Annotated in this window: 21 protein-coding genes; 10 read left to right on the top strand and 11 right to left on the bottom strand. The window is 61.7% G+C overall.

The genetic code is table 11. The annotated features are described in order from the left end of the window. Positions 1–19: 19 nt before the first annotated feature. Complete coding sequence (fhuE, locus tag RN347_RS13135) at positions 20–2,164, bottom strand: ferric-rhodotorulic acid/ferric-coprogen receptor FhuE (RefSeq protein WP_311958513.1); 2,145 nt, start codon at positions 2,162–2,164, stop codon at positions 20–22. 416 nt (positions 2,165–2,580) lie between these two features. Between fhuE and RN347_RS13130 the strand changes: the two genes are divergently transcribed. Next, the gene (locus RN347_RS13130; RefSeq protein WP_311958512.1) at positions 2,581–3,987 is read left to right on the top strand and encodes a C69 family dipeptidase; all 1,407 of its coding nucleotides are present in this window, start codon (positions 2,581–2,583) and stop codon (positions 3,985–3,987) included. 53 nt (positions 3,988–4,040) lie between these two features. On the opposite strand, the gene RN347_RS13125 is transcribed toward RN347_RS13130, so the two are convergent. Beyond that, on the bottom strand, positions 4,041–4,469 hold the full coding sequence (locus RN347_RS13125) for a helix-turn-helix domain-containing protein (protein WP_311958511.1): 429 nt from the start codon (positions 4,467–4,469) through the stop codon (positions 4,041–4,043). Positions 4,470–4,540: 71 nt separating this feature from the next. Here RN347_RS13125 and RN347_RS13120 point away from each other — a divergent pair, with 71 nt between their 5' ends. After that, positions 4,541–5,584, top strand: a complete 1,044-nt coding sequence (locus tag RN347_RS13120) for an SO_0444 family Cu/Zn efflux transporter (protein WP_311958510.1) — start codon at positions 4,541–4,543, stop codon at positions 5,582–5,584. 13 nt (positions 5,585–5,597) lie between these two features. On the opposite strand, the gene RN347_RS13115 is transcribed toward RN347_RS13120, so the two are convergent. Together RN347_RS13115 and RN347_RS13110 are read right to left on the bottom strand one after the other, a co-directional pair. Next, the gene (locus RN347_RS13115; protein WP_311958509.1) at positions 5,598–6,125 is read right to left on the bottom strand and encodes a hypothetical protein; all 528 of its coding nucleotides are present in this window, start codon (positions 6,123–6,125) and stop codon (positions 5,598–5,600) included. Positions 6,126–6,256: 131 nt separating this feature from the next. Continuing rightward, on the bottom strand, positions 6,257–6,943 hold the full coding sequence (locus RN347_RS13110; RefSeq protein WP_311958508.1) for an FCD domain-containing protein: 687 nt from the start codon (positions 6,941–6,943) through the stop codon (positions 6,257–6,259). A 146-nt stretch (positions 6,944–7,089) separates the two neighbouring features. On the opposite strand from RN347_RS13110, the gene RN347_RS13105 reads away from it, so the two are divergent. The 4 genes from RN347_RS13105 (at position 7,090) to RN347_RS13090 (ending at position 11,134) form a co-directional block, all read left to right on the top strand. Then, positions 7,090–8,055: a sialic acid TRAP transporter substrate-binding protein SiaP gene (locus RN347_RS13105; protein ID WP_311958507.1), complete on the top strand. Its 966-nt coding sequence runs from the start codon at positions 7,090–7,092 to the stop codon at positions 8,053–8,055. A gap of 176 nt (positions 8,056–8,231) precedes the next feature. Next, complete coding sequence (locus tag RN347_RS13100) at positions 8,232–8,663, top strand: TRAP transporter small permease (RefSeq protein WP_311958506.1); 432 nt, start codon at positions 8,232–8,234, stop codon at positions 8,661–8,663. Further along, positions 8,660–9,931, top strand: coding sequence for a TRAP transporter large permease (locus RN347_RS13095; protein ID WP_263586364.1), 1,272 nt, complete (start codon positions 8,660–8,662; stop codon positions 9,929–9,931). Before RN347_RS13100 ends, RN347_RS13095 begins: the two co-directional genes overlap by 4 nt. A 15-nt stretch (positions 9,932–9,946) precedes the next feature. Continuing rightward, on the top strand, positions 9,947–11,134 hold the full coding sequence (locus RN347_RS13090) for a mandelate racemase/muconate lactonizing enzyme family protein (RefSeq protein ID WP_311958505.1): 1,188 nt from the start codon (positions 9,947–9,949) through the stop codon (positions 11,132–11,134). Positions 11,135–11,293: 159 nt separating this feature from the next. On the opposite strand, the gene RN347_RS13085 is transcribed toward RN347_RS13090, so the two are convergent. Together RN347_RS13085 and RN347_RS13080 are read right to left on the bottom strand one after the other, a co-directional pair. Then, complete coding sequence (locus RN347_RS13085) at positions 11,294–12,739, bottom strand: sorbosone dehydrogenase family protein (RefSeq protein WP_311958504.1); 1,446 nt, start codon at positions 12,737–12,739, stop codon at positions 11,294–11,296. After that, positions 12,736–13,167 carry a DUF2231 domain-containing protein gene (locus RN347_RS13080; RefSeq protein WP_263586367.1) on the bottom strand — a complete coding sequence of 144 codons (432 nt, stop codon included), beginning with the start codon at positions 13,165–13,167 and terminating at the stop codon, positions 12,736–12,738. Before RN347_RS13080 ends, RN347_RS13085 begins: the two co-directional genes overlap by 4 nt. Positions 13,168–13,640: 473 nt before the next feature. Between RN347_RS13080 and RN347_RS13075 the strand changes: the two genes are divergently transcribed. The 4 genes from RN347_RS13075 to RN347_RS13060 all read left to right on the top strand — a co-directional run bounded on the left by RN347_RS13075 (position 13,641) and on the right by RN347_RS13060 (position 18,648). After that, positions 13,641–14,363: an MIP/aquaporin family protein gene (locus RN347_RS13075; protein WP_263586368.1), complete on the top strand. Its 723-nt coding sequence runs from the start codon at positions 13,641–13,643 to the stop codon at positions 14,361–14,363. A gap of 54 nt (positions 14,364–14,417) precedes the next feature. After that, on the top strand, positions 14,418–15,923 hold the full coding sequence (glpK, locus tag RN347_RS13070; protein ID WP_263586369.1) for a glycerol kinase GlpK: 1,506 nt from the start codon (positions 14,418–14,420) through the stop codon (positions 15,921–15,923). A gap of 130 nt (positions 15,924–16,053) precedes the next feature. Then, the gene (locus tag RN347_RS13065; protein ID WP_311958503.1) at positions 16,054–16,797 is read left to right on the top strand and encodes an ion transporter; all 744 of its coding nucleotides are present in this window, start codon (positions 16,054–16,056) and stop codon (positions 16,795–16,797) included. 195 nt (positions 16,798–16,992) lie between these two features. Then, on the top strand, positions 16,993–18,648 hold the full coding sequence (locus tag RN347_RS13060) for an FMN-binding glutamate synthase family protein (RefSeq protein WP_263586371.1): 1,656 nt from the start codon (positions 16,993–16,995) through the stop codon (positions 18,646–18,648). A gap of 39 nt (positions 18,649–18,687) precedes the next feature. Here RN347_RS13060 and msrQ read toward each other — a convergent pair whose 3' ends face one another. From msrQ to RN347_RS13035, 5 genes are all read right to left on the bottom strand, one after another. Next, positions 18,688–19,311, bottom strand: a complete 624-nt coding sequence (gene msrQ / locus RN347_RS13055; RefSeq protein ID WP_311958502.1) for a protein-methionine-sulfoxide reductase heme-binding subunit MsrQ — start codon at positions 19,309–19,311, stop codon at positions 18,688–18,690. Between the two features lie 27 nt (positions 19,312–19,338). Then, positions 19,339–20,355, bottom strand: a complete 1,017-nt coding sequence (msrP, locus tag RN347_RS13050; RefSeq protein WP_263586373.1) for a protein-methionine-sulfoxide reductase catalytic subunit MsrP — start codon at positions 20,353–20,355, stop codon at positions 19,339–19,341. A gap of 172 nt (positions 20,356–20,527) precedes the next feature. After that, positions 20,528–22,594, bottom strand: coding sequence for an FUSC family protein (locus RN347_RS13045; protein ID WP_311958501.1), 2,067 nt, complete (start codon positions 22,592–22,594; stop codon positions 20,528–20,530). Positions 22,595–22,598: 4 nt separating this feature from the next. Further along, entirely contained in the window at positions 22,599–23,465 is an 867-nt protein-coding gene (locus tag RN347_RS13040) for an HlyD family secretion protein (RefSeq protein WP_263586375.1), read from the bottom strand. Then, a complete protein-coding gene (locus RN347_RS13035; RefSeq protein WP_311958500.1) occupies positions 23,465–23,707 on the bottom strand; it encodes a DUF1656 domain-containing protein in 243 nt (80 codons plus the stop codon). The genes RN347_RS13040 and RN347_RS13035 overlap by 1 nt, the downstream gene beginning before the upstream one ends. Between the last annotated feature and the right edge of the window lie 223 nt (positions 23,708–23,930).

The raw sequence follows: 23,930 nt of genomic DNA, 5'->3' as shown, positions 1-23,930 counted from the left end.
GCGGAGAGGGGCGAGTCGCCTAGAAGTCGTAGCGCAGCGTGGTTGAGAGGCTACGCGGCTCGCCGTAGACACCGTAGCCGTTGACGTGGCTGTAGTACTTCTCGTCGAACAGGTTATCCACGTTGACCTGCAGGCTGAGTGCCGGAGTGAATTCATAGCGGCCGAACAGGTTGGTCAGCGTGTAGCTGCCCTGCTCGAAGCGCTCAGGCAGGCCCGCCGGCGTGCTGAGATTGCTGGCACTCAGGCTGCTTTGCCAGTTGACGCCGCCGCCCAGGGTCAGCTCACGAAGTGTGGGCACGTGGTAGCTTGCAAACAGCTTGAACAGCGAGCGCGGCTGGTTGAGATTGAAGTCGTTCTCATCGGAGGTCGCCGTAAAGTGCGAGTAGCCTGCGGTCAAATCCAGATCCTCGGTTACCGCGCCGCTGAGTTCTACCTCGAAGCCTTCGCTGACAATGCCGTCGACGCCTTCGTAAAACGTCTCGGTCTGGCCGGGAAGCCCCGGCAAGGCCGCGGCGACGTTGTCCTGCTCGATGCGAAATACGGAAACGGAGCCGTTCAAAAGGCCATCGAACCAGGCGGCCTTGAGGCCGGTTTCATAGTTCTTGCCCTCGACCGGGTCGAGGTAGCTGCCGCCAATGTCGAGATAGTTCTGCGGCTCGAAGATTTCGGTGTAGCTGGCAAACGCCGAGTAGGTGTCGTCGAAATCGAACACCAGCCCGCCGTAAGGCGTGACTTCGTACTTGCTCTGACTGTCCAGGCCGCGAAACTGGGTCATGCCTTCCCACTCGGTGTAGCGCGCGCCGGCGATCAGCGAAAGCGGCTCGGCCAGCGAAAAACGTGCCGCCGAGTAGACGGCCTTTTGCCGCGTGCTCGACGCCTCGGACGGCGCAAACGGTGCCCAGCCTTCATTGGGCGCGGCGCCGTTCCAGTTATTGAAATCTTCAACCGCGAAGCCGTCGATGAAGGTGTTTTCGTAATCATTCGTCTGGTCGCTGTAGCTTCCGCCGACGACCAGCTCGTGCTCACGACCGAATAGCTTAAAGGGGCCGCTTGCCTGGGCATCGACGGAGTCGACCTCGCGGTGGCCACGGTTCCAGCCGGTGTAGAAGAACACGCCGCTGCCGTCTGCACGGCTGGGCAGCGTCCCCTCCACGTAGGGGTAGGCGAGCTTGCCGTCCATGTCCGTCTCTTCGTGGGTGCCCACTACTCGCGCCTGCCAGCCGTTGGCGAACCGATGACTAATTTCGGCGAAGACCTTCTCGGAGTCGAAATCGTAGTAGGACCAGTCGGGGGCGACGCTGAACGAGCGCGAGTAGTCGGTCGGCGACCCGTCGTCGAACCACAGCGGAAGCCCGCCCCAGGTGGGCGAGGAGGTGTGGCTGTCCTGGTAGTCAAAACCCAGTGATACGGTCGTTGCGTCGGTGACGTCCGCGTCGATCACGCCGTAGCCGAAGGTGCGGCGCTTGTCTTCGCGATCAAGAAACGCGCCGCCTTCTTCATAGCCGCCGATGAAGCGCGCGCGCACGTCGCCGGAGGCGGTGAGCGGGGTCGAAAGATCCACCGTCGAGCCGCGCTCGTCCCAGCTGCCAAGCGTCCCGGAAATGGAGCCTTCGAACTCGCGGCTATCGGCGCGCTTGCGCACGAAGTTGACCGAGGCGCCGGGGTTGCCCGAGCCGGTCGTCAAGCCGTTGGCGCCGCGAATGACTTCCACGCGGTCGTAAATGGCGGTGTTGAGCCGGCCTTCGCCAAAGTACCAGCGGCCGTCGCGGTTGAGCGTGGGAATGCCGTCGTACTGATAGCTGTTGATCCGAAAACCGCGTGAATTGAAGCTGACCCGCTCGCTGTCGATCTTGTTGGTGGAAATGCCGGTGGTGTTGGCCAGCACGTCCTCGATGGAGTCCAGGTTCTGATCGCGAATGCGCTGTTCGGTCACGATACTGATCGCCTGGGGCAGCTCTCTTTGCGTGAGCGTAAGCCCCGTGCCGGCGGTGGTGCTGCGCCGCGTGTAGCCGACATTGTCGTAAAGGTTGGTGGCGGTGACCGTCACGGTTTCGAGCGTTTGAGACTCGTTTTCAGCTTGTGCGAACGCCTGACCGGCGCACAGCAGGCAGCTCGAGGCCAGAACCGTGACGGTCGCATTGGCGACGAAAGGTGCGGTTTTCATAGGATCCCTTGAAGTAAGGTGTGCCGATGCTCGTCGGCAGTTTTTATGCATATCGCTGCTATAAATAGTATAAAAACGATCGTTTAATGTAAATGCATATGATAATGATTGTTTTTTTATAAATAGCCTATTTGTTTCTTGATGAGCTTCAGCCGCGATAAAAAAAGCGTTGCTATAAAATTTTTGGAAGTGCCGAGCGTTACTTAAATAAATATTTATTTATGGATTTTTTTATATATAATAATAATCTTTTATAATATTTGTTTTAATAGCATGATAGGGACATACAAAGGATGACAAAACGCTCTCTCTTGAAAACGGCTACCCTGGCCGCTCCATTGCTTGTGCTTAGCTCTTCTGCTTTTGCAAGTTATGCTTACTACGTGGGGAAAAATCACACCGCCGATGGGGCAGTGATGATTGGCGGTACCGGTGAGGAAGTTTCCAGTCACTGGCTGCACATCGAATCCGCCACCGATCACGCGTCCGGTGACACCGTCAGCGTCGGTGTCACCGACGAGGCGTCCATGCCTGGCGAGCTGATCGATATTCCCCAGGTCTCGCGTACCTTTCGCTATCTGTCGATGTCCTACTCCGACTACGAGGGCTTTCCAGCGCCGCTGACCAACGGCGGTATCAACGAGCACGGCGTGGCCGTGCGAGACGTCTGGGCAACCAATCGCGAAGAACTCGTGAACATGACCGCCGATCCTCAGCGAGGACCGCAGTACAGCGACTTGGCGCGACTGGTGCTGGAACGGGCCACCACCGCGCGTGAGGGCGTCGAGCTGATCGGTGAACTGATCGCCGAGCACGGCTACTCGACCTACGGCGGCAACACCCACCTGATTGCCGATGCCGACGAAGGCTGGGTGGTCTGGGAGTTCGCCGGAAGCCAAGGGCTGTGGGCCGCCGAGCGACTGGGCGACGACGATATTCGCGTGCTCTACCCAGGATACATCGAAGACTTCCCCGTCGATTTCGCCGACGATCCCGACTTCATGGGATCGGACAACCTCGTCTCCTTTGCTGAAGAGCAGGGCTGGTACGAAAGCGGAGACGCTTTCAATGTGTTCGCCATTTACGGTCGTCAGGGGGCCGAAGCACGCACCGGCGGTTTCAAGTACATGTCACAGGCGGATATTGAAGACGAACTTCAGGATCTTGCACCGCTTACCGAGCGCGACATGATGGACATGGTGCGCGATCAACGTATCGCCGACGACGAAGCGGGTTACGGCCAGGTCGCGACACTCAAGGCCGATACCGACCCGGACATGCAGAGGATCTGGGTTGCGCCCACCGGCTCGCTGGCCGCGCCATTCATTCCTTGGTGGCTGGGCGTCCAGGAGGTGCCGATGGAGTACGGTCAGCACCGCTACCTCACCAAGGCAGCGCCTTCGACGTTCTTGAACCCTGATTTCCAGGTGCAGGAGGGCAGTCACTTCGCCGGCCGCCGCTTCAAGCAGGTGATGTATCTGATGTGTGAACAGCCCGAGCGCTTCCACGAGGAGGTGACCGAACTGCTGGAAGGATTCGAGCAGGCGAGCTTCGATGATCTGGAATGGGTAGAGAGCGCCGCCGAGCTTTTGATCGAGCAAGACAAGCGCGCCGAAGCGCAGCAGCTTCTGACCTTCTTTAGCCAGCAACGTGCCAGCGAGGCGCTTGACTTGGGGGATACGCTTGTCGACTGGCTGAACGCGTCGCTGACGTTGAGCGGTCAGAATCGCTTGCCGGAAAGTGCTCTGATCAACGATCAGGGTGGCGAAACCGTCAACTGCCTGGTGGACGCTGATCCGGACAGACCGCGCGATGCTCAGTAACGCTTTGCACAGCGCTTCAAAGCCTCCCCGGCACCGGGGAGGCTTTTTTATTATCAGTCGGTGGGCTTCGAGTGAGGCAGTTGGTGCTCATAAAGCGTTTGAATGATCCGACACTCGGCAGCCGTACCGCCACGGCACTGATCGACCACCTGGCGCAGCTCATCGGCTAGCGCTTGCAGTGCGCGAATACGCTCTTCCAAATGCGTCAAGTGGCGGCTGGCGATATCGTCGGCGACGGCGCAGCTGTGCTCCGGCTGATCTGACAGTGTCAAAAGCTCCTGAATGGTGCCCAAATCCAGCCCCAGTTCTCGGCCGTGGCGAATGAAGCCGATACGCGACAGCGCCTCGTCGCTGTAGTACCGATAGCCCTGCTCGCCGCGAGCGGGTGGCTTCAATAAACCGAGCTTTTCGTAATGGCGGATGCTTTCCGGTGAGCAGCCCGTGCGTTGGGCCACCTCGCCGATGCGATAGACATTGCTCATGGCTTGACCCTGTAACGGTTACAGGGTCTAGGCTAGTCATTCTCCCCTGAACGTACAAGCAGGAGGTCGCCATGAACACGATCGAAGCGCTATTGAGCGTTGCCCTTAGTGCCGCTCCCTGGCTGCTGCTGGGGCTATTCGTCGCCGGGCTGATCAAGGCCTTTCTTTCCGAGCAGATGCTCACACACTGGCTGGGTGGTACCGGTTTGGGCAGCATTTTGCGCGCCTCAATCATCGGTATGCCGCTACCACTGTGCTCCTGCGGCGCCATTCCCACGGCCATGGCGCTGCATCGGGGCGGGGCCGGGCGCGGCCCGACCACGGCGTTTTTGATCAGCACCCCCGGCGTCGGGGCGGACTCCATCTTTTTGACCAGTGCGCTGCTCGGCCCCTTGATGGCCCTGTTGCGCGTACTGGGAGCCCTGGTGACCGCGATCGTGACCGGCCTTCTGGTCAGCTTTACCAAAGAGCGCGCCGTGGCGGCCCCTGAAGCGTCATGCGGTGGCTGCTGTGGCTCGCACGATACTCACGACCACCAAAGTGGCGCGACCCATGATGCGCCCGACACACTGTTGGGTCGCTTGCTGGCCGGGCTTCGCTACGCCTTCAGCGAGCTGCTGGACGATTTCAGCGTCTGGATCTTTGCCGGGTTGCTGCTGGCCGGCGTACTGATGGCCTGGGTGTCGCCGGACGCGCTGGCCGGACTCTCGGGAGGGCCGCTGGCGCTTGCGCTGATGGCCCTCGTCGGCATTCCGCTTTACGTGTGCGCCGCCGCGGCCACGCCCATCGCCGCGGGACTTTTGCTCGCCGGTATTACCCCGGGCATGGCGCTGGTGTTTTTGCTGGCCGGCCCGATCACGAGCCTTGCCACGCTGGCCGTCTTTCGCCGCGAGCTCGGCACCGCGGCGCTGGCGATCTACATGGGCAGCATTTTCGTGGTGACGGTGGCACTGGGCGCGCTGGTCGATGCGGTGCTGGCGCACGTCGGTATCGACCCGGTCAGCCAGGCAGGGCAAGTGCAGGCGCTGTTGCCGTCGGGTATCGAGTGGGCGGCGCTGGCGGTGTTGGGCTTTTTCGCCCTGCGCCCGCTGCGCCGCCGGGTAGTGGGGTTTTGAGAGGAGTCAAGCGTTAGCGCGGCTCGTCTGGCGCCTCGATCGGTTCGGGCGTGATGTCGATAGGCTCGCGCAGCGCCTGTTTTTGCTCCAGCGTTTCGAGCGCTATCTGATAGCACTCCTCGATATGCTTGGTGCCCATGTACTTCATGGCGGTGTAGCTGATGGTGCCGGCCACGGCGCTGCCGATGACCGGCACGAATTTCGACGTCCCCTTGGCGGCGATCTTGAAACCCATCTTCTGCAGCAGGTTGATAATCAGCTTGCGGGTGATGTACTTGCCCGCCATCTTGCTGCCCACGTTGGAAATCGCGGTCATCACCATGACCTTCGACTGGGTATCCAGATCGTCGATCTGCTCCGGCGTAAGGCCAAAGCGCTCGTTTATCTGCGGAATCAAGCGCAGAAGAATCGCCACATCAGAGCCGATGTCCACGCCCGGAATCGGGATGATGGCGGCGCCGGCGGAAAGGCTCGAGCTGCGGTTCACCTTCTTTTGACACGCTTTTTTCGCGTTTTCGAGCTCTGCGACGGTTTCGATCATTGCGTTTCTCCTTGCGTCGGCTTGCGAGGTCGCGCATCGCTGCCTTCCCTGCAGCGTTACCCGATTTAAGCGAATGTCCGCGCGCGTGGATACACGCCCGGCCTTGAAAGCGTAGCCAATAACATTGAGGCTCACACCCTGATGCGCAAACGCGACGCTTCGATATGACGTTTCATGGCCTCGCGCGCGCTCACCTCATCGCGATGATGCAGCGCGGTCACAATCGCGGCGTGCTCTTGCGCCACCTGGCGTGAATGCAGTAGACGGTCGCGTTCGGATTTGGGCTGGTTGAACCGGGCGCCAAAAATGACCCCGGTTTGAAGCGCCAGAAGCGAGCTGAGCAAAAACTTGTTACCGGACGTTTTAGCGATCTGCAGGTGAAAGTCGAAATCCTCCTGGGTGCCCTGTTGTTCCTTGCGAAATAGCGCGCAAAGCGCCTGCGCCTTTTGTTCAATGCGCTCGATATCGCCGGGCGTCTGGCGGCGTGCGGCCAGCGCTGCCGACTCGGTCTCGATCAATAAGCGAAAATCGAAAAGCGCATCCAGGTCCTGGCGGCTATCGATGAAACTTGGCGCGTCCAGCGCCGTGGTCGGGCGGGTCGCGACGAAGAGCCCGGCCCCCTGACGTGAGACGATTAGGCCTTCCGCTTTGAGGCGCGCCGTTACTTCCCTGACCGCGCTACGGCTCAGCGTATAGCGTTGTGAAAGCTCGGCTTCGGTAGGAAGCTTGGCCCCGCGCAAATACTGCCCGCGTAGTATCCAGTGATGCATGTCGTCGTATAAGGCTTTGGTCTTTTCGACTTTGGTCTTTGTTGTCATGCCCTGAAACTCGATGTCGATATCAATACCTTTATTTTACAGTTATTTAGGCCATTTCAATGGGTTTTAAAACAAACAAATTGCGCTGATTTGCTATTCCAAGTGTACTGCATGGGTCGGTTCTTCATTCTAATAAGGAGATAACAATGCGTGCACGTCATCCGCTTACCGCGCTGTTTTTGGCGCTTTCCTTGGCATCGACCGCCCAGGCCAATGACTTCGTTTTCGGACACATTTACGAGGCAAGCCATAGCCATCACCAATGGGCGCAGTGGGCTGCCGAGGAGATCGAAAAGCGCAGCGAAGGTCGCCACACCGTTGAAGTCTTTCCCTCTTCACAGCTGGGTAATGAGGTCGAACTCAACGAAGGGCTGGATCTGGGCGTCGTCGACATCATCTACACGGGTAACGCCTTTGCCGGCAACGCCTATCCGCCCATTGCCCTGGGCAGTGCCCCCTTCGTTTTCAGGAATTTCGATCATTGGCTAGCTTACGCCCGTAGCGACCTGTTTCAGGAGCTTGCTCAGGGGTACGAAGAGACCACCGGCCACGTGCCGCTGGGTCTGATCTACTTCGGCCAGCGCCACGTCACCGCCAACCAGCCCATCCTCACGCCGGAGGACATGCAGGGCATGAAGATTCGCGTGCCTGACGCAGCACTTCTGCTCATGTTCCCGCGCGCCGTAGGCGCCAACCCCACGCCGATCGCGTTTTCAGAAGTGTATTTGGCGCTGCAGCAGGGCGTGGTCGACGGCCAGGAAAACCCGCTGCCGATCATCAAGGCGATGAAGTTCAACGAGGTGCAATCGGATATCTCGCTGACCGGCCATATCTTCGACAGTCAGCCGATCATCATGAGCGGCGACGCCTGGTCGCAGCTTTCCGAAGAGGATCAGACACTGTTTCGCGAGGTCTTCCGTGAGGCCGGCGAGAAGGGGAGTGCGGATATTCAGCAGCAGGAGCAAGAACTGGTCACCTGGTTCGAGGAGAACGGTACCAATGTTCACGAAGTGGATCGCGAGCCCTTTGCAGCGCTGGTGCGCCCTTATCTGACCGCGGATGACGTGGGCTGGAGTGCAGAACAGCTCGAGCGTCTGGAGGCGATCGAGTAATGAACTCTCCAGAGGACAGACACCTCCCGACCTCTCGGGCGGCGGATGTCTCACCCGGCCGCGACGATGCGGCCGGCTCTGCGCCACCGCCCTCGTCTAACGCCATACCTGCTAGCGCTATACCGGCCACGTCCGAGGTTGATGCGCCCGCCCCTCGATGGGTTTTCGAGGATCACGTGGCGCTTGGAGTACTGATACTGCTCGGCGGCGTGGTCTTTGCGCAGTTTCTATCGCGCTACGTGTTCAACCACTCGATCGGCTGGACCGAGGAGGGCGCTCGTATGCTGCTGGTACTGCTGGTCTTCATCGGCGCCGCCGGGGCGGCCTCGAGACGCGGCCATATCTACGTGGAGATTCTCGAGCTGGTGCTGCCCGAGCGCGGCAAGCGCTGGCTGAAGGGTTTCAATAACCTGCTGAGCGCGGTCTTTTTCGCCTATGTAGCCTGGCTTGCCTGGCAGGTGGGCCAGCGGGTCTGGAATTCCAGCATGAGCACGCTGCCGATCTCCAAGGGGTGGATCTACACGCTCGTGGCCGCCGCCCTTTTGATGATGGCGTATCGGCTCGCGCGCCAGGGAATCAGCCACTGGCGAGGAGAAACGTCGCTATGATCATTTTGCTTTTCGCAGCGCTTGGCGTACTGCTGTTGATCGGCGCGCCGGTAGCGGTGGCGTTGGCCGGCTCATCGCTGATCTACCTGCTCGCCGCCGACCGCATTCCGGATATCGTCCTGATTCAGCGCATGGTGGGCGGCGTGGACAGCTTCCCGTTGCTGGCGGTGCCGTTTTTCATCCTCGCCGGCAACCTGATGAACGTGTGCGGCGTGACCGAGCGTATCTTCAATTTCGCCGATTCCATGGTGGGTTGGATGCGCGGTGGGCTTGGCCATGTCAACGTGGGCGCATCGGTCATCTTTGCCGGGATGTCCGGGGCGGCGATCGCCGATGCCGGCGGGCTTGGCGCGGTCGAAATCAAGGCGATGCGCGAACAGGGCTATGACGTCGATTTCGCCGTGGGCATCACCGGCGCATCCTCGACGGTCGGGCCGATCATCCCGCCGTCGCTGCCGCTGGTGGTGTACGGCGTAGTGGCCGGCGCCTCGATCGGCCAGCTGTTCGTTGCCGGTATCGTGCCGGGGCTTCTGATCGCGGGGCTTTTGATGCTGATGGTCGCGGTGATCTCGCATCGGCGCGGCTACCCTGTCGGGGCGCGCTTTTCTCTGACGCGGCTGGCCTCGACCTTTGTGCACGCGGCGCTATCGCTGCTGATTCCGGTGATCATCGTGGGCGGCATCGTGCTGGGGATCTTCACACCCACTGAAAGTGCGATCGCGGCGGTGGCCTACGTGCTGGTGCTGGCCACGCTCGTTTACCGCAGCGCCGGCTGGCGCCAGATCATCACCGTGTTTCGTGAAACCATCGAAATGACCTCGGTGGTGCTCTTGATCGTCGCGGCATCTTCCATTTTTGCCTGGATTCTGACCCGCGAAGGCGTACCGACGGCCTTTGCCGGCGCCGTCATGGCGGTGGCCGACAACCCGATTTTGATCCTGATTCTGATCAATTTGATCTTGCTGGTGGTGGGCTGCTTCATGGAAACCGTGGCGGCGATCACGATCCTGACGCCGGTGCTCTTGCCGTTGGCCGTGCAGGCCGGCGTCGACCCGGTGCAGTTCGGCATCATCATGGTGCTCAACCTGATGATCGGGCTTTTGACGCCGCCGGTGGGGCTGGTGCTGTTCGTGCTGGCGCGGGTGGCCGATATCTCCTTTCCTCGCGCGGTGCGCGCGACGCTTCCGTTCATCGCGGCCCTTTTGGTATCGCTGGTACTGATTACCTTCATTCCGGCGCTGACGCTCTGGCTGCCCAGCCTCATCTAATTTGGAGCCTTTTGCATGAATCAACCTCTCGACACTGCCCGCGATGGCGCCGCCACCGTTCGGGATGCGCGGATCGAGTCGATCGACATGGTGCCCATCGGAAGCTTTTTGCCAGCGGATGGCGGTTACGGCAGCGCTCGTGAAATCGGCCACGCGCGTATGGCAACGCTGGTCTTCGTGCGCCTGGCCTCGGGCATCGTGGGGGTCGGCGAGTGCTACGGGCCACCGAAAACGACGCGTGGCTACCTCGACATTCTGCGCGAGGCCTACATTGGCCAGAGCGCCTTCGATCACCGGGTGATCTGGCGGCGCATGACCAACGTGCTCTATCACGTGCGCGCTCAAAGCCAGCTCGCCGCCGCGGTCAGCGGGCTGGATATCGCGCTGCACGACGGGATCGGCCAACTGCTGGGGCTCCCGATCTACCGCCTGCTCGGCGGCGAGGAGCAGGCATCGGTCCAGGTCTACGCCTCCGGCGGCTACTTCCATGAGCCAGCCGCGCTTTCGCTCGAGGCACAGCTCGAGCGCGTGGCCGGTAAGTTCGAGGGCTACAAGATCAAGATCGGCCGCGGCATCAAGAGCGACGTCGAGCGGATGGCGAGCGCACGGCGTATCCTGGGCGATGACGTGGCGATCATGGCGGACATCAACGGCGCCTACACCGCGGACATCGCGCTGGAAGCCATGGAGGCACTCGCGCCGTTTCGTCCCTACTGGATCGAAGAGCCCGTCGCGCCGGAGGACCTGCCCGGGTTCCGGCGACTGGCCTCGCGCCGGTCGGGGCGCGTCGCGGCGGGGGAAGCCTCGGTCAACGCAGTGGAATTTCGCGAGCTGGCGGCGACCGGCGGGGTCGATGTGCTGATGCCGGATCTCAATCTGTGCGGCGGCTTCGTCGAAGCGCTGCGTATCGCCGACATGGCGCAGTTGAACGGCTTAAGGATATCGCCTCACGTGTGGGGAAGCGCGGTGGGCATCGTGGCTGCCGCCCATTACGCCGCTGCGCTAGCGCCGCACCCGCACCCGGCGCGCGATCACACCCCGACCTGGGTCGAGTTCGATGTCTCCGCCGACAACCCGCTGCGCGAGGCGCTTTTGAGCCAACCGCTATGTTTGGATCATGGCCGACTGGCGCTGCCGAAAGGGCCGGGGCTCGGCATCGAAATCGACCGCGAGCGGCTCGCCGCGCTTACCCTCGACGTGTAGAAAAATCGTAAAGACAGATTGGGAAGAACAGATAGGAAAAAACAGACAGGAAAGAACCGATAGGAAAGAACCGATAGGAAAGAATGAGGGGCGCTGACCATCTGATCAGCGCCCCTCTTTTTTTACAGACCGTTTTAACCGACCGGCCTGATGACGCGATTACTCCTGGGCTTCCGGTTCCTCGTCGTCAGTGTCGGTCTCTTCACTATCGATATCATCGGCCTCGTTCGAGGCCGGCTCAACGGCGCTGGATGTCTCGTTGGCCTCGCTGTTTTCCGCATCGCTTCTGGCGGCGGTTACGACCGGCTCGTCTGGGGCGATGCGCCAGACCACGTTGGTTAGATCATCAGCGACGATCACCGCGCCGTCCGGGGCGACGGTGACGCCGACCGGGCGGCCGCGAGCGTTGCCGTCCTCGGTCAAAAAGCCGCTGACGAAATCGATCGGGTCACCGGCGGGCGCATCGTTCTCGAAGGGGATGAACACCACCTTGTAGCCGACCGGGTCGGCGCGGTTCCAGCTGCCGTGCTCGCCGACGAACACGCCGTCGGCGTACTCATCGCCGACCTCGGGGATGGAGAACGCCACGCCCAGCGGCGCCACGTGAGAGCTCAGGCTGTAGTCCGGGGCGATCGCGGCATCGACCTTTTCCTGGTTCTGCGGCTGAACGCGTGGGTCGACGTTCTGGCCCCAATAGCTGTAGGGCCAGCCGTAGAAGCCGCCCTCCTGTACCGTGGTCAGATAGTCCGGTACCAGGTTCGGGCCCAGCTCGTCGCGCTCGTTGACCACCGCCCAGAGCTGATCGGTACCGGGCTGGATGGCGAAGTCGGTAGGGTTACGAAGGCCGGTGGCGTAGGGGCGGTGAGCACCGGTCTCGGCATCGATCTCCCACACCTCGGCACGGTTCACCTCGGCGTCCATGCCGCGCTCGGTGATGTTGCTGTTCGAGCCGATGCCGACGTAGAGATACTCGCCGTCGGCGCTGGCGACCATTGCCTTGGTCCAGTGGTGATTGATCTCGGCGGGAAGCTGGGCGATCACTTCCGGCGCGCCGCTGGCCTCACGCTGGCCCTCTTCGTAATCAAAGCGTACCAGCGCATCCTGATTGGCCACGAACAGGTCATTGCCGATCAGCGCCAGGCCGTAAGGAGCGTTCAGGTTCTCGGCAAAGACGGACTGCTCATAGGTGCCGTCGCCGTTGGGACGCAACAGCGTCAGACGATCGCCGCTTTCGACCGAGGTGTTGCCCTTGCTTTTGATCACCCCGGCGATGAAGTCCTTGGGCTTGAGCTGCGGGGCGTTGCCGCCGCTGCCCTCGGCCACCAGAATATCGCCGCCCGGCAGCACGATGGTCTGGCGCGGCACCAAAAGGTCAGTGCCAATGGCGGAGATCGTATAGCCCTCGGGCACGGTGGGGAGTTGATCGCCCCATTCAGCGGGCTCCGGCACGGTCATGTTTGGTAACAGGCCGCGCTCGGGCTCCGGCAGCGTTGGGTTAGGGCCATAGGGCTGCTCGACATCGGCGGCGTTGACGCTGGTGGCCACCAGTAAGGCGGAAAGAGGCGCCAGATAGTTGACGCGAGACTTGAGGCGAAAGGCATTCATGAGGCGACTCCGGCAGCGCGCGTGCGGGTGAATCCGAGAAAAAGAGCGACCAGGGTCAAAACGACCACGACGATCGAGAGCATGAGGCCTGCGGGCATCATCGCCCAGGCGTCTTTAGCGTGAACCAGGGCGTTGATGAAGCCGAGCACCCAGCTCACCACCAGCACCGCCAGATACACAAGCGACAGCCCCTTGCGCCGCTCGGCGCGAAAAACGCCGATTAGCGCGGCAAGAATCGCCAAACCGTTGAAGACCAGACCCCCGGCGATCAGCCAGGAAGCGAACGTACCCCACTGGATGTGATAGCTGGTGAAATAGACGTAGTCGCACAGGGCGGCGCCGAGAAAAAGCGGGAGCATGCCCGCCAACAGAACGGCATGAAGCGGGTGAATGCCGCCATAAGCCCTGGGGTGTGCAGTCGTCTGCATGGTGTTCCTCCTTGATGGATGACCCGGTGCGGTGCGCCGGACACGTTCGCTCCATGGCAAGCTTTCAGGTGCCCGGTCGATGACCGTGTGCTTGAGTATAGGAGACGTTACGCCGGGACAGACAACATTCCTTTTGAGCGCCAGTCCTCATTCGGCAGCGCTCGAGCGTCCAATCGGCCTGAATCGAAGTGTTCGTTAATTGACACGTCGAAATTTTTTTGCTTTCGCGTAAGTCACTATCAATATGCGGTAATTGGTTGCTCAACTAATGTCTAAGTAGTCTGTAAATTAACTAAAATCATAATCTTATCGGCGATATTATGGTTTTTTCGGAATTTTATATTGTTTTTTATTATCGCGCCGATAGGATGCCAAAAATGAAAACGACGTTTTCGAAAAAGAACACGCAGCGCTTGCCGGAGTAATGAAGAAAGGCAGACGTGCGAGTCGATACACGTACCGGTTGGAACACCATGCTTGGAACCATCTTTTTTCACGAAGTCGCTGGAACGGCCCTACTGACGCTACTGGGCTGCGGGGTAGTGGCGAACGTGCTGTTAAACGACACCAATGGCAAGGGAAGCGACGGTATCGTCATCTTCTTCGGCTGGGGGCTGGCCGTGTTTTGCGCGGTGTACGTTGCCTTCGATACCGGCGCGCACATCAACCCGGCGGTGACGCTGGCGCTTTTGGTGGGACCGGCCAGCGAGTACGCACCGAATATTCCGATTACGGTGGCCACTACGCTTGCCTACTTTAGCGCCGAATTCATCGGCGCCTTCATCGGCGCCGTGGTGTGCTATCTGGCCTATAAAAAGCACTACGACGCCACCGACCAGGCCCCTGCGATTCTCGCCACGTTTTCGACCGGGCCATCCATCGCTGCCTACGGGTGGAACCTGGTGACCGAGATTATCGGTACCTTCGTGCTGATCTTTGTCATCATCATGTTCGGCAATACACCTTCCGGGCTCGGCCCGCTGGCGGTGGCGCTGTTGGTGGTGTCGATCGGCGCTTCATTAGGTGGGCCCACCGGCTACGCGATCAACCCCGCCCGCGATTTGGGCCCGCGCATCGCCCACGCGCTATTACCCATCAAACACAAACAGGGCAGCAACTGGGCCTACGCCTGGGTGCCCATCGCCGGGCCCTTGATTGGCAGCACGCTTGCCGGGCTTGCCGCCCACGTCTATTAGCGCGGCTTGACGCCCGTTACCCTATTTCTTACGCCAACGTTTGAGAGACAGTTCATGAGCCAGAAAAAATACGTTCTCGCTATCGACCAGGGCACGACCAGCTCGCGGGCAATGCTATTCGATCATGAAGGCCGGGTCGCCAGCACGGCGCAGCACGAGTTCGAGCAGATCTTTACACGGCCGGGCTGGGTCGAGCACTGCCCGCGCGAGATCATGACCAGCGTGCTGACCACGTTGACCGAGGTCATCAACCAAAGCGGCGTGGACGTCGCCGAGATCGCCTCCATCGGTATCACCAATCAGCGTGAAACCACTGTGGTGTGGGACAAGAACACCGGCCAGCCCGTGCACAACGCCATCGTCTGGCAGTCGCGCCACTCCGCCGAGATCTGCGACGCGCTGCGTGAAGCCGGCCACGCCGACATGATTCGTGACAAGACCGGGCTGGTCATCGACGCCTATTTCTCGGCGACCAAGCTCAAGTGGATCTTCGATAACGTCACCGGCGTCAAGGAGAAAGCCGAGAAGGGCGAGCTCTTGTTCGGCACCATCGATTCGTGGCTCGTGTGGAATCTGACCGGCGGCAAGGTGCACGCCACCGACGTCAGCAACGCCTCGCGCACGATGTTGTTCAACATCCGCGAGCGAAAGTGGGACCCGGAGCTTCTTGAGCTTTTCGGCGTGCCCGAATCGATGCTGCCCGAGGTCAAATCCTCGAGCGAAGTGGTCGGCCAGATTCTGCCGAAATACCTGATGGGCCAGGAAATCCCGATCGCCGGGATCGCCGGCGACCAGAACGCCGCGCTGTTCGGCCAGGCCTGCTTCACGCCGGGCATGGCCAAGAACACCTACGGTACCGGCTGCTTCACGCTGATGAATACCGGCACCAGCGCCACGCCGTCGAAAAACGGCCTGCTCACCACCGTCGCCTGGGAAGTGGACGGCACCCTCGAGTACGCCCTGGAAGGCAGCGTGTTCGTGGCCGGCTCGGTCATTCAGTGGCTGCGCGACGGCCTGCGCATGCTGGGCAAGGCCTCGGACTCCGAAGCCTACGCCGTGCGTGCCAAGGATAACGATGGCGTCTACATGGTGCCGGCCTTTACCGGCCTGGGCGCGCCGTACTGGAACTCCAACGTGCGCGGCGCGATGTTCGGGCTCTCTCGCGGTACGCAAAAGGAGCACTTCATCCGCGCGGCGGTGGAGTCGCTGGCCTACCAGAGCGCCGACGTGCTGACCGCCATGCAGGCCGATGCCGATATCGCGCTGACCGAGCTTCGCGCCGATGGCGGGGCGATTGCCAACGACTTTCTGGGCCAGTTTCAGGCCGATATTCTCGGCGTCGACGTGCTGCGCTGCGAGGTCAACGAAACCACCGCGCTGGGCGCGGCGTATTTGGCGGGGCTGGCGGTGGGCTTCTGGAAGTCCCGTGAGGAGATCACCGAGCAGTGGGCGCTTGAGCGCCGCTTCACGCCGGAAATGAAAGCGCAAAAGCGCGACGAACTCTACGGCGGCTGGAAAAAGGCGGTCAACGCCACCATGGCGTTTCACGTCGACTCCTGATCGGCCGCGAGCGTAAAGCCTCTGGTTCGTCCAGAGGCTTTTTTGTGAGGGGAGGGCGCGGGCGGGCCGGTGTCAGCGCGCCTTTGGCGTAGTATCCTGAAAAGCGTTTGACGCCTTGATGAGAAACCCCATGACGAGAGCCGAGCTTTACCGCCAGTTGGCGCCGGAAACCCGCAGACAGCGAGGGCTTTCCGGCGTCAATTGGGTGATCTGCGGGCTAATCCTTCTCGCGTCATTGACCGCCATTCTCGAAACCGAGCCGACGCTTCGTGAGCCGGCGGCGGCGCTTTTCGCGACGCTTGAAACGCTGTTCGTCGCGCTTTTCTCCATCGAATATCTGATTCGCCTGTACGCGGTGGGAGAGGATGTGCGCTATCGCGGCGTGATGGGGCGGCTTCGCTACATGGTGTCGTTCTGGGCGCTGCTGGATCTGGTCGCGATTTTGCCGTTTTTCATCGGCTTTTTTCATCAGGACAACGCCTTTCTCCTGCGCCTTTTGCGCCTGGCGCGCATTCTTCGGCTGGCGCGATTGGGGCGCTTTAGCCAGGCCTGGTCGTCGCTTTCCTGCGCGCTGAAAACCCGCACCTACGAGCTCTGGCTAAGTGCCGGTGTGGCGGGGCTGCTGCTTTTGTTCTCGTCGGCCTGTCTTTACGTAGTGGAAGCCGATGCTCAGCCGGAAGCCTTTGGCAGTGTGCCCCGGGCGCTCTGGTGGAGCATCGCCACGCTGACCACGGTCGGCTACGGCGACGTGACCCCGATCACGCCGCTTGGCAAGATCTTTGCCGGGTTGACCGCCGTGTCGGGTATAGGCCTCATCGCCATGCCCACGGGCATTCTGGCCGCAGCCTTCAGCGAAGCGTTCAGGAAAAAGTAGCCCGCGTCTCGCCGCGCTTTGAAACGGTTGTCGTGATCGCCTTTCGCCCGCGGTGCGCGATATCAGAAACGGCCGGTTCGCCCCTCCCATTTGATGGATCGCCATAATTAGCTAACACTTATCTGTGTTCGCCATTTCAATCCGGCCGGTAGGGCCGCCCCGGTCAGGGGTCGTATTTACAAGGATCACGTTGTCATGTTCAAAGCTCGCGGATTGACGCGCATTGCGCCGCGTAATATCGCCCTGGTCGTGTGCCTTGCGCTACTGGTGGTCTCGCTGGTGGGCGTTTGGTATTCGTTGGCGTGGCTCGCCGGGGTGGTCGTGTTCGGTGCGCTGACGGCGCTGGGGCTTCATGACCGGGTGCAAAAGCGGCGCACGGTGAGCCGCAACTACCCCATTCTTGCCCACTTTCGCTATTTCCTGGAGTCCATCGGCCCGGAGATCCGCCAGTATTTCATCCAGTCGGATCTGGACGAGCGTCCGTTCTCCCGCGAGCAGCGGGCAATGGTGTACCAGCGCTCCAAAAACGAAGGCGATAAAAAGCCCTTTGGCTCTTTGCTGCAGATGTATCACTCCGGGCACGAGTGGATCAATCACTCGGTGTTGCCGAGCAAGGTCGAAGAGCGCGATTTCCGCGTTCGGGTCGGCGGCAAGCGGTGTACCCAGCCCTATCACGCCAGCGTGCTGAACATCTCCGCCATGAGCTTTGGCTCGCTTTCCGGCCACGCCATCGAGGCGCTGAACGCGGGTGCTGCCAAGGGCGGTTTCTATCACGATACCGGCGAGGGCTCGATTTCCCGCTATCACCGCATCCACGGCGGCGACCTGGTGTGGGAGATCGCCTCGGGCTACTTCGGCTGTCGCCATGACGACGGCACGTTCAACGAAGAGCGCTTTGCCGAAAACGCCAGTATCGATCAGGTCAAGATGATCGAGATCAAACTCTCCCAGGGCGCGAAGCCCGGCCACGGCGGTATTCTGCCGGCGGCCAAGGTGACCAAAGAGATCGCCGAGGCGCGCGAAGTGCCGATGGGCCAGGACGTGGTCTCGCCCGCCGCCCACTCCGCGTTTTCGACGCCCATGGAGCTGATGGAGTTCATCGGGCGATTGCGAGCGCTCTCCGGCGGCAAGCCGGTTGGTTTCAAGCTGGCGATTGGCCACCCCTGGGAGTGGTTCGCGATCGTCAAGGCGATGCTCGAATCCGGCGAGCGCCCTGACTTTATCGTCGTCGACGGCGGTGAAGGCGGCACGGGAGCGGCACCGCTGGAGCTGATCAACCACATGGGCGTGCCGCTGACCGAAGCGCTGATGCTGGTACACAACAGCCTGGTGGGGGCGGGGCTTCGCGACGAGATTCGTGTCGGGGCGGCGGGCAAGGTGATGTCCGGCTTCAACATCGCCCGTACCCTGGCGCTCGGCGCCGACTGGTGCAACTCGGCGCGCGGGTTCATGTTCTCGCTGGGCTGTATTCAGGCGCTCAACTGCCACTCGGACAAGTGCCCCAGCGGCGTGGCGACCCAAGACCCTCGACGCAGCCGCCACCTGGATGTCGCCGACAAGACCGAGCGGGTCTACAACTTTCACCAGAACACGCTAAAAGCGCTGGCGGAAATGCTGGGCGCCGCGGGGCTTCACCATCCAGGTGAGCTTGGGCCGCATCACATCATCCGCCGAGTGTCGGACAACGAGATTCAGTCTTACGATCAGCTGTTCACGTTCTTGAAACCCAATGAGCTGCTCGAGTCGACGTGCGAGCACACGGTGTTCAAGAAGTACTGGGAGAGTGCGCGCTCCGACTCGTTCATACCACCCAACGTGAGCGAGCGCCCGCCCGCGATTCACCTGGAGTGAACGCCGATGGTTCGGCGAGTGAGGTGGTTTTAAAAGACGCTACTTCACCGCCAACCGCTGGCGAAACCGGGGTAGCGTTCGCGCGATGGGGGGCAGTCGCAAGGCGAGCAGCAGAGCGCCAATCGCGGCGTAAATCGCCCACTCGCCCATATCCGCCCGCACCACCCAGAAAAAGTGCAGAAGAATCAGCGCCAGAATCGGGTAGGCGAGCCGGTGAAGCGATTTCCAGCGCTTGCCGAGTTTACGCATGGCGGCGCGGTTGGAGGTGGCTCCCAGCGCTGTCAGGCCGATGAGTGCCAGCATACCGACGATGATATAGGGGCGTTTGACGATTTCGGCGCCGAGCAGCGCCCAGTTGAGCCCGAGGATGAACAGCGCGTAGCAGCAAAGGTGCAGCGTGGCGTAGGCCAGTGTCCAGAGCCCCAGCTGTCGGCGAATCAGCGCAAAGCCCTTCCAGCGGGTGAGCTTTGAAAGCGGGGTCAGTGACAGGGTCAGCAGCATCAGCCAGAGCCCGCCAATGCCGATGTTCAACAGCAGATAGCGCCCCGGCTCCGGGCCGGCGGCGTTCTGATAGACTTGAAACCCCCAGTAAATCAGCGGGGCGAGGGCAGCCAGAAAGACCGCCCCCCGCCAAAGCCGCCATTTGGCTTGCTGCTTTGCCATGCTTACCTGCCCGGGTCGCCTGTGAAGTTAATAGTTGACGCTTAGGTCCATGCCGGCGTAGAGCTCGGCGACCTCGTCTTCGTAGCCGTTGAACATGCGCGTGTCGATGTTGTTGGGGCTGAACAGGCTGTTGGGTAGCCGGCGCTCGCTCGCCTGGCTCCAGCGCGGGTGATCCACGTTCGGGTTCACGTTGGCGTAGAAGCCGTACTCGTTGGGGGCCAACAGCTGCCAGGAGTTGACCGGCTGCTCCTCGACCAGCGAGATGCGAACGATCGACTTGATGCTCTTGAATCCATACTTCCAGGGCACCACCAGGCGCAGCGGCGCGCCGTTTTGATTGGGCAGTTCGCGCCCGTACATGCCGAGTGCCAGAATCGTCAGCGGATGCATCGCCTCGTCCAGGCGAAGCCCCTCAACGTAAGGCCAGTCGATCAGCGCAAACGACGAACGCTGTCCGGGCATCTGCTCCGGGTCGACCAGGGTCTCGAAGCGCACGTATTTGGCCTTGCTGGTCGGGTCGGCGCGGCGGATAACGTCAGCCAGCGGTATACCGAGCCAGGGAATCACCATCGACCACGCCTCGACGCAGCGAAGCCGGTAGATGCGCTCCTCGAACTGTGAAGGGCTTGCGAAGTCCTCGAGCGTGAAGCGCCCGCCGTTGTTGACCTCGCCATCGACCACCACGCTCCAGGGCTCGGTTGAAAGGCTCCCCGCGCGTTTGGACGGGTCGCTCTTGCCGGTGCCGAACTCATAGAAGTTGTTGTAGCCGCTGGCGTCTTCGAAAGGCGCCAGCGCATCCTTGTCGGGGTCCGCCGGTGTCACGGCGCGCCACTGGGTCTGATCGATCTTCTCGCTGAGCCAGGCCGGCGCGTCACCGCTCGGCACATCGGTGTACGCCTCGCTCGCCTTCACGCGCCCGGAAAGCGCAAGGCCCGCGCCGATACCCGCTACGCCGCCCAGAAAGCGCCGCCGGCTCAGGTAAACGGATTCGGGGGTCACATCGGATTCGTGCAGGTCACCGGGTTTGGCGATTTTGATCAGCATGGTGGTCTCCCTGACGCAGGCCTCGAGGCGAAGTGCCGGCGGGCGCGTTCTATTCGGTTTTTATGCTCTACTCGGTTTATATGCTAAAGGCCGCTTCGTCCAACCCTTTTGGCCGCTCACTTGGATGAGCAGGGCGGCTAAAAGTTCGCTGAACGTCTCAACGTTGCCACGCTCATGCCGGGTTTTTAGCGTCGGTCGGGGCGTCGCTTGCACGATCCGCCGGGGCCGCCATGGTATCGGCCAGGCGGTCGAGCGAAAGCGACAGCCGCTCGATGAGCCCGGTCAATAGCGCCAGCCGCCCCGGGCTATCGTCGGTGTGCGCTTGCAAAGCGGCCTTCAGATCCTCGCCCGCTGCCTCGAGGCCTTCGAACCTGTGGCCCCGGGCGCTTTGCTCGAAGCCCAGGGCCAGGGCCTTGAGCAGCGCCTGGTGGGCACTCTGGATGGCCGGATGATCGGCGCTGTCGAAGCGGTGGCGAAGGCGCAAAATGGCCGTGCCGACATCGAGCCCGGTCAGCCCGAGGGCGAAGAGGTGGCGCTGCTCTTGGGGCAGCACGTCGTCGTGCTGGGCGAGCTGCAAAAGGCGGTCCGCCATATGGCCGCTGAAGCGGGTTTCGCCCTGGGTGATCGAGCGCCGGCGCAGGCCGTGGATATCCCGGGAGATTGCGCGAATCAAACGCCGCCTTCGAAGGCGTGTGCCGAGCCCCGGCAGCAGGCGAAACGCGGTGACTACCGTGGTCAGGCCAATGATCGCCGCCACCGCGCGGTTGGCGAAGCTGTCAAACGAGAAGTCCATGTCGTTGCCCGGCATGGTGAGCAGAATGTTGAAGATGGTGAACGCCAGACAGTACCCCATGGTGGCCGGGTTGGCCGCGCCCAGAAGTCCCAAAAATAACGGCGTGCCGAACACCACGGCCATCAACGGAAAATCATGCACCTGGGCCAGCAGCACGTGACCGAACAGGAACGCGCTGGGAATGGCGGCGAGCATCCCCTTGTAGAACATCAGGGTAATGGCCACCGGGTTGTCTCTGCTGGCAAAAAACGCCGAGAACAGCGTGCCGAGCATCATGGCCACCATGGCGCTATTCCAAGCCGTTACGATCCAGAACGTCGCAAGCCCGGCGAATACCAGCCCCGAGCGCAGCCCGTTGATCAGGGCGGCCAGCCGGTCACGGTGCCAGGCCAGGGGCCCGGCCTTGAGCGTGTAAGTGCCGGGGGAGGCGATGGCTTCGCGGGCGTCGAGCATGATCATCGCGTGGCCCAGCACTTCGCGTAGTCCCAGCCGCAGTCGCCGGTCCAGCGGTGCAAGTGTGGGGTCATCGCTTTCGTGTACCTGGCCCCGCAGCGCCTGCAGATAGCGCCGCGCGCCGGCCACGCCCTGGACGTGCTCGGCGTCGGTGAACCCCTGGGCAAGCTCGCGGGCGATGGCCACGCTTTGAGGGTCCAGCCGTTCGGTATGATCGGACAACAGCTGGTCCAGCGCGTGAAGGCTCGCCAAAAACCGCAGCGTGCGCCGGGTGAGTACGTGGGAGGCGCGAATGCGCCCGGGACCTTCCGGGCCCTCGAAACGGGCAGCCTGGCTGTCGGTTTCGAGCTGGGTTAGCGCGCCGAGGCTTTCGCGCAGCGCCCTGAGCAGCTCGTCCCGATCGTCGCTCGTTTCAAGGCGCAGTGCGGCGTGATAAAAGGCGCGATTGATGACCGTATCGGCCTGGTCGGCGAGATGTTGGCCCACCCTGGAGGGCCACAGCAGTGAGCTTACGAGGGTGGCACAAATCGCGCCGAGACCCAGCTCGGTCATCCGCGCCACCGCCACGTCGAAAATGCCGGCCGGGGTGCTGCCGCCGGCGATCACCACGATCAGCATCGCGGTCACCGCCGCCATCAGGCAGCCGTAGGTGTAGTTGTTGCGCCAAAGCGAGCCTACGTAGGTACACAGCACGATCCAGAGCGTCAGCGTTATTATCGCCGGTACCCGGGCCTGGGCGAACAGCGCCATGATGACGATACCGGCCACGGCGCCGATGAAGGTGCCGCCGAGCTGGCAGATGCCTTTCTCGATCACCATCCCGCTCATCGGCCGTACCTGAAGAAAGGCGGCGGAAATCAGCGCCCAATAGGGGCGCTCGAGATCGAACATGAAGGCGACGTAAAGCGCCAGCATCATCGCCAGCGTAGTCTTGATGGCGAACTTCACCGCCGCCGGTTCGGGCATCAGGTAGGTTTTGACGAGCGGCGACATGGGGCTACGCGTCGTCCGGGTGAATACGCACTGTGGCGGTCATGCCCACGCTCAATAGCGTATCGGCTGGCACCTCGTCGAGCACGATGCGCACCGGAATGCGCTGGGCCAGGCGCACCCAGTTGAAGGTGGGCGTCACCTGAGGAAGAAGCTGCGCGTTGAGCGTGGTATTGGCGTCGGCAATGCCGCGCCCGATGCCCGCCACGCGCCCGTTGAGCCGCGTATTGCCTTGCATCAGCGTGACGTCGGCGGGGTCGCCGACGCGGATCGAGGCCATTTTCGTCTCCTCGAAGTAGCCCACCACGTAGTAGGATTCTTCGCGAATCAGCGCCATGACCGGCGTGCCGCGGCTGACGTAGTTGCCTTCACTGAACTGTACGTTGAGCACGTGGCCGCTCGCCGGCGCTGTGACGCTGGCGCGCTCGAGGTCGAGTCTGGCGGCCTCGAGCGACGCCTGGGCCTGCTCCAGATCCGCGGCGGCCACCTGGGCGTTGATCTGGGCGATCTGCTGGTTCTCTTCGCTGATCGCACGGCTGTTGCCCAGCCGATTGCGCCGGCTCGCCTCGGCCCGGTTAAGATCGAGCGTGGCCTGGCGGTGGTTGACCTCGGCCTGGGCTTGGTCGAGGGCGGCCTGATAGCGCGCCTGGTCGATCTGAAAAAGCGCGTCGCCCTGGTCGACGTAGTCGGTATCGCCCACGCTCAGCGTGCGGACCCAGCCGGAGACGTCCGGGGCGATGGTGATGACGTCGGCGTGTACCCGGCCATCGCGCGTCCAGGGCGTATAGAGGTAGTAGCGCCAAAGCCAGGTGCCGGCGGCAATGGCCAGCGCCACCATGATCAGCGTAAGCAGTATGCGAAGCGAGGAGCGCATCAAAAGGTCCCTGGCAAAACGGTGAAAACGAAGGCGATCAGCGCCGTGAGAATGACGAACAGCGATACATCGAACCAGGCCTCGAACCAGAGCGCTTTCGATGACAGCACGACGTGTAACAGCGTGCGTATGAGCAGCGTCAGGATAAACCCGGCCAGCGCATAAACGAGCAGTGGGCTAATATAAATCCCGCCGAGTGTGATCTCTTGAAGACCCATGATGTCCTTAGTGGTAACGATCATCGTCACACCAGACGCACGCCCTTGGCGAGGTATGGCAGTTGGAACGATTTAGTGTAGCGGTTAACTCATGTTGTCGCGCCAATTGGACGCCGTTGCGTTAAGCTTTGCGCCCTTGCGACCGGGCCCTGGTCGATACGAGGCCGGTACGACCGGTCGTGACTGTAGCAAGCGCCGCCGTTAGTTGTCCTGCTTTCGCCTGGCCGTATTATCAATGGAAATTCGC

Origin of the sequence: Halomonas sp. PAMB 3264 (assembly GCF_031954245.1) — a bacterium.
Taxonomy (GTDB): domain Bacteria; phylum Pseudomonadota; class Gammaproteobacteria; order Pseudomonadales; family Halomonadaceae; genus Vreelandella.
Note: the sequence above shows the minus strand (reverse complement) of the source record. Positions and strands in the feature narration are given on the sequence as shown.

Excerpts from the sequence above, each read along its gene's own strand:
- RN347_RS13060 (WP_263586371.1), top strand. The coding sequence starts at position 16,993 with ATGTTCAAAGCTCGCGGATTGACGCGCATTGCGCCGCGTAATATCGCC.
- fhuE (WP_311958513.1), bottom strand. The coding sequence starts at position 2,164 with ATGAAAACCGCACCTTTCGTCGCCAATGCGACCGTCACGGTTCTGGCC.
- RN347_RS13035 (WP_311958500.1), bottom strand. The coding sequence starts at position 23,707 with ATGATCGTTACCACTAAGGACATCATGGGTCTTCAAGAGATCACACTC.
- msrQ (WP_311958502.1), bottom strand. The coding sequence starts at position 19,311 with ATGGCAAAGCAGCAAGCCAAATGGCGGCTTTGGCGGGGGGCGGTCTTT.
- RN347_RS13095 (WP_263586364.1), top strand. The coding sequence starts at position 8,660 with ATGATCATTTTGCTTTTCGCAGCGCTTGGCGTACTGCTGTTGATCGGC.
- RN347_RS13090 (WP_311958505.1), top strand. The coding sequence starts at position 9,947 with ATGAATCAACCTCTCGACACTGCCCGCGATGGCGCCGCCACCGTTCGG.
- RN347_RS13120 (WP_311958510.1), top strand. The coding sequence starts at position 4,541 with ATGAACACGATCGAAGCGCTATTGAGCGTTGCCCTTAGTGCCGCTCCC.
- RN347_RS13115 (WP_311958509.1), bottom strand. The coding sequence starts at position 6,125 with ATGATCGAAACCGTCGCAGAGCTCGAAAACGCGAAAAAAGCGTGTCAA.
- msrP (WP_263586373.1), bottom strand. The coding sequence starts at position 20,355 with ATGCTGATCAAAATCGCCAAACCCGGTGACCTGCACGAATCCGATGTG.
- RN347_RS13125 (WP_311958511.1), bottom strand. The coding sequence starts at position 4,469 with ATGAGCAATGTCTATCGCATCGGCGAGGTGGCCCAACGCACGGGCTGC.
- RN347_RS13065 (WP_311958503.1), top strand. The coding sequence starts at position 16,054 with ATGACGAGAGCCGAGCTTTACCGCCAGTTGGCGCCGGAAACCCGCAGA.
- RN347_RS13110 (WP_311958508.1), bottom strand. The coding sequence starts at position 6,943 with ATGACAACAAAGACCAAAGTCGAAAAGACCAAAGCCTTATACGACGAC.
- RN347_RS13080 (WP_263586367.1), bottom strand. The coding sequence starts at position 13,167 with ATGCAGACGACTGCACACCCCAGGGCTTATGGCGGCATTCACCCGCTT.
- RN347_RS13085 (WP_311958504.1), bottom strand. The coding sequence starts at position 12,739 with ATGAATGCCTTTCGCCTCAAGTCTCGCGTCAACTATCTGGCGCCTCTT.
- RN347_RS13040 (WP_263586375.1), bottom strand. The coding sequence starts at position 23,465 with ATGCGCTCCTCGCTTCGCATACTGCTTACGCTGATCATGGTGGCGCTG.
- glpK (WP_263586369.1), top strand. The coding sequence starts at position 14,418 with ATGAGCCAGAAAAAATACGTTCTCGCTATCGACCAGGGCACGACCAGC.
- RN347_RS13130 (WP_311958512.1), top strand. The coding sequence starts at position 2,581 with ATGATTGGCGGTACCGGTGAGGAAGTTTCCAGTCACTGGCTGCACATC.
- RN347_RS13075 (WP_263586368.1), top strand. The coding sequence starts at position 13,641 with ATGCTTGGAACCATCTTTTTTCACGAAGTCGCTGGAACGGCCCTACTG.
- RN347_RS13045 (WP_311958501.1), bottom strand. The coding sequence starts at position 22,594 with ATGTCGCCGCTCGTCAAAACCTACCTGATGCCCGAACCGGCGGCGGTG.
- RN347_RS13105 (WP_311958507.1), top strand. The coding sequence starts at position 7,090 with ATGCGTGCACGTCATCCGCTTACCGCGCTGTTTTTGGCGCTTTCCTTG.